Genomic DNA, 7,318 nt, shown 5'->3' on the forward strand with positions numbered 1-7,318 from the left:
TTCCCAAGCGTTTGCGCTGCCCCTCACCTGCCTGCCGGCATCTCTCCCGTATAGTGACGGGGAGAGGGCGCTGTCATCGATGGTTTCGCCAATTACCAATATCGCAAGCGATTGCCTGCGTGCCTCGGCGATCAGCGCGGCGCGCGCTTGGCGAGGATCCGCTGCAGCGTGCGGCGGTGCATGTTGAGCCGGCGCGCGGTCTCGGAGACGTTGCGCTCGCACATTTCGTAGACGCGCTGGATATGCTCCCAGCGGACACGGTCGGCCGACATGGGGTTCTCGGGGGGCGCGGCGCGCTCACCGGTGGTGCGGGTCAGCGCGGCAAAGACATCGTCGGCATCGGCCGGCTTCGACAGATAGTCGACGGCGCCGAGTTTCACCGCTGTCACCGCGGTGGCGATGTTGCCGTAGCCGGTCAGGATGATGGTACGGGAATCCTCGCGCTTCTCGCGGATGGCGGCGACGACATCAAGGCCGTTGCCGTCGCCAAGCCGCATGTCGACCACGGCATAGGCGGGCGGGTTGGCGCGCGCCTTGCCCACCGCCTCCTCGACGCTCTCGGCGGTCTCGACCACGAAGCCCCTGGTTTCCATGGCGCGGGCCAGGCGGGTCAGGAACGGCTTGTCGTCGTCGACGATTAGAAGCGAAGTGTCCTCGCCCTCAACCATTGCGCCAATATTTTCATCGCCTGTCATCGTCTTGGAAATTCCTGCTGCCTTATTTTTACGCAGATATCGTTTTGCGCCGCTATTGTCCAATTCACGCGGTATCAAACATGGTGGCCGGGGCCGATTCCGGGTTCAGGAAGACGGTTCTCGGCCATGAAATCCGCACCACCGCGCCCTCGCCCAGGCCGCTCGAATTGCGGAAATCGAGCGCGGCGCCCGAGCGTTCGAGCAGCGTCTTGGCAATGAACAGGCCAAGCCCCAGGCCACCGCCGGCCTCCGTGCCCTGGCGCGTCGACATGTAAGGCTCGCCGATGCGGTCGATGATCTCGGGCGGAAAGCCGGGCCCGTCGTCGATGATCGAAAAGGTGACGGTCGCCTCGTCCCAGCTCCAGCGCACGGTGACGCTCTTGCGGGCAAAATCGACGGCGTTCTCGACCAGATTGCCGAGGCCGTAGATGACGCCCGGATTGCGGCGCCCGACCGGCTCCGGCCCGGTGCATTCGCCGGGACGAAGCTTGATCGAGATGCCGAAGTCGCGATGCGGCGCGGTGACCTCCTCGACCAGCGAAGTCAGCGGCAGACGGGACAGATGCGCCTCACCCTCGGACGACAGGCTGGTCAGGCGCTTGAGGATTTCGCGGCAACGCTCGCTCTGCGAGCGCAGCAGTTTCACGTCATCGCCATATTTCGGATCCTTGCCGAGCGCCTTTTCCATTTCCTTGGCGACGAGCGTGATGGTGGCGAGCGGCGTGCCGAGCTCGTGCGCCGCCGCGGCGGCAAGGCCGTCGAGCGCCGAGAGATGCTGCTCGCGCTGCAGCACCAATTCGGTGGCGGCAAGCGCATTGGCCAGAAGCCGCGCTTCGGCGGCCACCCGGAAGGCATAGATGGCCGTGAAAGCGATCGAGGACAGCACCGCCATCCACATGCCGGCGACATAGATGAAGGGCATCACCAACGGCGCGCCTTCATACCAGGGCAACGGCAGATGGATGAACACAAGCAAGGTCGCCGCCATCATCACCAGCCCGCCGAGAATGGCGGTCAGGCGCAGGGGCAGCGACGTCGCCGAAATGACGACGGGCACGGTCATCAGCAGCGAGAACGGATTGGTCAGGCCGCCGGTCATGTAGAGCAGGCCGGCAAGCTGCAGGCTGTCGAAGATCAGGATGCCGAAAGCGGCCAACGGGGTGAGCCGGTGCGCGGCCGGAAACCGGAAGGCCAGGAACAGGTTCATCCAGGCCGAGCAGGCGATCAGCGCGAAGCACAGGCTGACCGGCAATGGGAACTTCAAACCATAAGCGACAACGAGCACCGTCACGCTCTGGCCGACGATAGCCAGCCAGCGCAGTCGGATCAGCGTGTTGAGCCGCAGCCGCTGGCTCTGCTGGAAGTCGGGTGCGCGCAAAACGTTGATCATCGCCATGAATTACAACCGCGGAGCCGGGAACGCTAGGTCCGCTCCAATCCGATGGGGTCGGATTGAAGCTCTACTCCTTGTTGACCATGATCTTGTCTCAAAAACCGGTTTCACTTTTTGGGATCATGCTCGTGGCTTGGCGCGGGCGGTGGCGGTGGCGAGCAGCGGATTTTCCGGCCAGACATGCTTGGGGTAGCGGCCGCGCATGTCGGCGCGCACATCGGCCCACGAGCCGCGCCAGAAGCCGGGCAGGTCGCGGGTCGTCTGGATCGGCCGATGCGCCGGCGACAGAAGTTCGAGCGTCAGCGGCACGGTGCCCTTGGCGATGGAGGGATGGCGGTCGAGGCCGAACAGTTCCTGCACGCGAACCGCCAGCACCGGCCATTCGCCGTCATAACGGATCGGCACGTGACTGCCCGACGGGGCGTCGAAATGGGTCGGCGCCAGCGCGTCGACCTTGCGCTGCAGGTCGTGCGGCACGAGCAAGGCAAGGCCGGCGGAGACAACGCCCGGATCGATGGCGGCCAGGGATGCGGCACCGGACAGGAATGGCAGCAGCCAGTCGTCGAGGCGCTCGAGAAGTGCTGCGTCCGACATATCTGGCCAGGGCGAGCCGAGGCCGCGATGCAGCCAGGAGAGCCGCTGGCGAAGCGTCTCGGCGTCCTTGCTCCAGCTCAGCAGCGACAGCCCGTGCTCACGCAAGGCATCCAGGATGGCGCGATCGGCCTCGGCGCCGGCCGGCGCCGGCAGCATGCGCTCGGCGAGCGTGACGGCGCCGAGGCGCACCGTTTCGCGCACGCGCACGGCGCGGCGCTCGCGGTCGAAGCTCGTTTGCTTGCGCGTCTCGATCCGGTCGGCCAGTGCGGTGCGGATATCCTCCTCGTTTATTGCCGCCGCCGCCGCGATGCGCGCATTCTGCGCCTTGCCCTGCAGATCGGCGACGACCAGAAACGGCTCGCCTGCCAAGGGGTCGGCGGCATCGAGCATGGCGCCGGAGCCATTGGCCAGCACGAAGCGGCCGCGCTCGCCGCGCGCCTTGGCGACGCGGTCCGGCCAGGCGTGGATGAGGATGGGACCGGCGGCCACATCCCCCTCCTTGAGGGGGTCCAAGGGACGGGCGAGACCTGTGGCTCGCCCCGGTGTGTCGACCCCCGAAGCACCGTGGGGTGGAGGGATGGGTCGCGTGCCCGAACCGACCCCACCCCGTCTCTCCCGCTTCGCTGCGCTCAGCTCGGTCGCCGACCCTCCCCTCGAGGGGGAGGGTAAGGCCTGCTTCGCCAGCCTCTCGGCCAATTGCCGCGCGGCGGTGGCGCGCGGCGATCTTTCCCGGCGAAAGCGCATCAGCCGCCGTTCCAGATCGGCGCCGTCCCCGCCAAGGCCGCGTTCGGTGAGCAACACCGCGAGCATGGCCGCCTCGCCGGCATGGCCGCTCCGCGCCGCCTCGGCCACCATATGCGCCAGCCGCACCGGCAGAGCGAGCTTGCGCATCGCCATGCCCGCTTCCGTCAAGCGTCCTGTCTCATCGATGGCATCGAGCGCGCGCAGCAGTGCCCTTGCTTCGTTGAGCGCCGGTGCCGGCGGCGGGTCGAGAAAGGCGAGCCCGGTCGGATCGGCGACACCGAAGGCGGCACAGTCGAGCAGCAGGCCGGAGAGGTCCGCTTCGAGGATTTCCGGCGGCGTGAAGGCGGGAAGCGCCGCCGTCTGCTCGGCGCGCCACAGCCGGATGGCGACGCCGGCCTGCGTGCGCCCGGCGCGGCCGGCGCGCTGGTCGGCGGAAGCCCTGCTGACCCGAACGGTCTCCAGCCGTGTCAGGCCGCTTGCCGGTTCATAGCGCGGCAGCCGCGACAGGCCGGAATCGATGACGACGCGCACGCCGTCGATGGTGATGGAGGTCTCGGCGATCGAGGTCGCCAGCACCACCTTGCGGCGACCTGCCAGCGCCGGCTTGATCGCCGCATCCTGCGCCTTGCCGTCGAGCTGGCCATAGAGCGGAACGATGTCGGTGTCGGTGCCAACCTTGCCGGCCAGCCGTTCGGCGGTGCGCTCGATCTCGCGCTGGCCGGGCAGGAAGGCGAGCACGCTGCCGCTCTCGTCGGCAAGAGCAGCGCGGATCGCCCTGGCCATGGCGTCCTCGATCGGGACGCCGGCTGGCCGCTCGTCGTAGCGGACATCGACAGGAAAAGCGCGACCTTCGCTCTCGATCACCGGCGCGCCCGACAGGAGTTTCGCGACGCGGGCGCCATCGAGCGTCGCCGACATGACGGCCAATCGCAGGTCGGGCCGCAGCGCGCTCTGGACGTCAAGCGCCAACGCCAGACCGAAATCGCCATCAAGCGAGCGCTCATGGAACTCATCGAAGATCACCGCCGAGATGCCGGGCAGTTCGGGATCATCGAGGATCATGCGGGAAAGCACGCCTTCGGTGACGACCAGAATCCTGGTCCGGGCCGAAGTGCGGTTCTCCATGCGCATGGCGTAGCCGACGGTGCCGCCAGGCTCCTCGCCCAGCAGTTCGGCCATGCGGCGGGCGGCGGCGCGGGCGGCGAGCCGGCGCGGCTCAAGCAGCACGATGTTGCCCGTGCCAAGCCAAGAGGCATCCAGCAGTGCCAAGGGCACCAGCGTCGTCTTGCCGGCACCGGGCGGCGCCACAAGAACCGCGCTGTTGCCCTTGCCGAGCGCTTCACTGAGCGCCGGCAGCACGGCTGTGACCGGAAGTTCCGGCAGGGGTCTTGTCGTCATCGCGTCCGCATATCAGCGGTCGCGGTCGCCATGCAATGCGTACGGCCTCATAGCCTGGTCCGTGAAAACGGATTCCAACGCACGGTGCCGAGCCGCACCTCCTCGCGCACCATGGTCAGCAGACCGGAACCGCCGACCACCGCCAGACCAACCAGCGACAGCCAGTCGGGATATTCCTGGAAGAACAGCGCGCCGAGGATGACCGCCCAGATGATCTGCGAATAATGCGTCGGGGCGATCCGGTTGGCGGGCGCGTATTTGGCGGCCAGAAGCTGCATGAATTGCCCGCAGGCCGTGAAAGCGCCTGCCATCACCAGCCACACCAGCTGCCTTCCGTCGGGAAGAGTGAAGGAGGTGGTGGCGGCGCCGATACCGTTGAACAGCAGCCCATAGCCGACCAGCACGCCGAGCATGGTCGTGCGCTTCTCCTGCTGCGCCAGCGAACGCATCAGGATGACGCTGGCGGCTGCGAGAAAGGCGATGGTGAACGCCGCGAGGTGACCGAGATGCAATTCGCGGAAACCCGGCCGCACCACCAGCATGACGCCGGCAAAGCCGGCGACCACCGCCAGCCAGCGCCACGGGCCAACCTTTTCCTTGAGGATCACGGTCGAGAGAATGGTGACGAACAGCGGCGCGAGGAAAATCAGCGCATAGGTCTCGGCCAGCGGAATGGTGGTGAAGGCGTAGACGCTGAGCACACCCGATGCAATGCCGGCCCAGGCACGCGCCTGCACCGCCCATGGACGCTTTGTGCGCCAGAAGTCACGCCAGCGTTCGTCAGCAGGACGGCTGAAGAATAGGAAACAGCCGGCAAACAGTGTCGAGAAGAAGCCGATCTCGAACACCGTGAACTGACCACCCAGGCTCTTGATAACGGCATCGCTGCACGAATAGCTTGCATAGGCGATCAGGGCGAGCAGGATTCCGTTCGGCACGTTTTCATTTCCGGGAGAGAGTAGCGTGAAAATACTGGCGCTCGGTGCGCATCCCGACGACATCGAGATCTTCATGTTCGGTACGATGGCCGCCTATGCGGCGCAAGGCGCAGAACTGACTTTTGCCGTGGCCACGGATGGTGCCAGGGGCGGCAAGAGCGATGCCGGGGTTCTGGCTCGTGTCCGTCGCGAGGAGGCGACGACCGCGGCCGCGCTGCTTGGCGCGACGCCGCGCTTCCTCGACTTCCCCGATGGCGAGCTGGTGGCCGACGGCGCGCTCATCGGCGCGTTGAAGACGCTTCTACGCGAGACCGGGCCGGATCTCGTGGTCACGCATGCGCCCAACGACTATCACGCAGACCACCGCGCGCTGTCGGACGGCGTGCGCATCGCGGCCTCGTTCGCCGTCCCCGTGCTGCATGCCGACACGATGGGCGGCACCGGATTCGCGCCCACGCACTATGTCGACATTTCCGCCTATCGGGATATCAAGACGCAGGCGATCCGCGCGCACCGGTCGCAGGGGCCGGAGCAATATGTCGACAGAGCGCGCATTCAGAACGAATTTCGCGCCGGCCAATGCAACGGCGTCCCCGGCTCATTGGCCGAGGCCTTCCGCTTCGAGCCCAGATTTCCCTTCGCCGACATACGCGCCTTGTTGCCGCCAGCGCCGCCCCTGCGGCCGGTGACGCCAATCCCGGACGCCGCCAACGAGACCGGCTAAGCGGCGGCCGGGGCAACCCAGCGTTCATTTTTCAACGATTTCAAGCGCCGGTTTCGTCATGTTGCGGCGCAGCGACGAATTCGCTTGCGTTGTTTAGTAAAAATTGCATCACTAAACAAATTACTAAACATCGACAGTGCTGCCGCGCCGCCGTGTTTGGGCCCCTGAGGAGAGGGTTGAGGATTTTTGAAACCGTCATCCGGGCGCGTTTCGCAAATGGGAGGAAGGCATGAAATCGAGCTTGAAACTGGCGTTGGGACTGGCTTCGGCGGTGGTTGCGTCGACAGTTGTCTCGAATGCCGCGCACGCTGAAGACCTGACGCTGTGCTGGGCCGCCTGGGACCCGGCAAACGCGCTGGTCGAACTTTCCAAGGACTTTACCAAGGAAACCGGCATCGGCATGAAATTCGAATTCGTGCCATGGACGAACTATGCCGACCGCTTCCTCAACGAACTGAACTCGCACGGCAAATTGTGCGACCTGATCATCGGCGATAGCCAGTGGATCGGCGGCGCGGCCGAGAACGGCCACTATGTCAAGCTGAACGACTTCTTCGACAAGGAGAAGATCAGCATGGACGACTTCGTGCCGGCGACCGTCGTCGGCTATTCGGAATGGCCGAAGAACACGCCCAATTACTGGGCGCTGCCGGCCATGGGCGACGTCGTCGGCTGGACCTATCGCAAGGACTGGTTCTCGAAGCCCGAATTGCAGAAGGAATTCAAGGAGAAATATGGCTGGGACCTCGGCCCGCCGGCCACCTTCGACCAGCTGAAACAGATCGCTGAATTCTTCCAGAAGCGGCAGATCGACGGCAAGACGGTCTATGGC

General features: G+C 65.8%; 6 protein-coding genes. 2 read left to right on the forward strand and 4 right to left on the reverse strand.

Annotation, left to right across the window (positions count from 1 at the left end):
• Positions 1–131 precede the first annotated feature (131 nt).
• The 4 genes from FJ548_RS14200 to FJ548_RS14215 all read right to left on the reverse strand — a co-directional run bounded on the left by FJ548_RS14200 (position 132) and on the right by FJ548_RS14215 (position 5,762).
• The gene (locus FJ548_RS14200) at positions 132–695 is read right to left on the reverse strand and encodes an ActR/PrrA/RegA family redox response regulator transcription factor (RefSeq protein ID WP_027032803.1); all 564 of its coding nucleotides are present in this window, start codon (positions 693–695) and stop codon (positions 132–134) included.
• Between the two features lie 64 nt (positions 696–759).
• Positions 760–2,091: an ActS/PrrB/RegB family redox-sensitive histidine kinase gene (locus tag FJ548_RS14205; protein WP_140764750.1), complete on the reverse strand. Its 1,332-nt coding sequence runs from the start codon at positions 2,089–2,091 to the stop codon at positions 760–762.
• Positions 2,092–2,208: 117 nt separating this feature from the next.
• Positions 2,209–4,824, reverse strand: a complete 2,616-nt coding sequence (gene hrpB / locus FJ548_RS14210) for an ATP-dependent helicase HrpB (RefSeq protein WP_140778162.1) — start codon at positions 4,822–4,824, stop codon at positions 2,209–2,211.
• A 47-nt stretch (positions 4,825–4,871) separates the two neighbouring features.
• Positions 4,872–5,762, reverse strand: coding sequence for a DMT family transporter (locus FJ548_RS14215; protein ID WP_140778163.1), 891 nt, complete (start codon positions 5,760–5,762; stop codon positions 4,872–4,874).
• Positions 5,763–5,787: 25 nt separating this feature from the next.
• On the opposite strand from FJ548_RS14215, the gene FJ548_RS14220 reads away from it, so the two are divergent.
• Positions 5,788–6,486 carry a PIG-L deacetylase family protein gene (locus FJ548_RS14220; RefSeq protein WP_140778164.1) on the forward strand — a complete coding sequence of 233 codons (699 nt, stop codon included), beginning with the start codon at positions 5,788–5,790 and terminating at the stop codon, positions 6,484–6,486.
• Between the two features lie 229 nt (positions 6,487–6,715).
• On the forward strand, positions 6,716–7,318 hold a 603-nt coding region (locus FJ548_RS14225), incomplete at its 3' end, for an ABC transporter substrate-binding protein (protein WP_140778165.1).

The sequence above is a fragment of the Mesorhizobium sp. B2-4-17 genome (assembly GCF_006441275.1).
Taxonomy (GTDB): Bacteria; Pseudomonadota; Alphaproteobacteria; order Rhizobiales; family Rhizobiaceae; genus Mesorhizobium.

Coding starts and splice junctions, on each gene's coding strand:
- FJ548_RS14200 (WP_027032803.1), bottom strand. CDS start 695: ATGACAGGCGATGAAAATATTGGCGCAATGGTTGAGGGCGAGGACACT.
- FJ548_RS14205 (WP_140764750.1), bottom strand. CDS start 2,091: ATGGCGATGATCAACGTTTTGCGCGCACCCGACTTCCAGCAGAGCCAG.
- hrpB (WP_140778162.1), bottom strand. CDS start 4,824: ATGACGACAAGACCCCTGCCGGAACTTCCGGTCACAGCCGTGCTGCCG.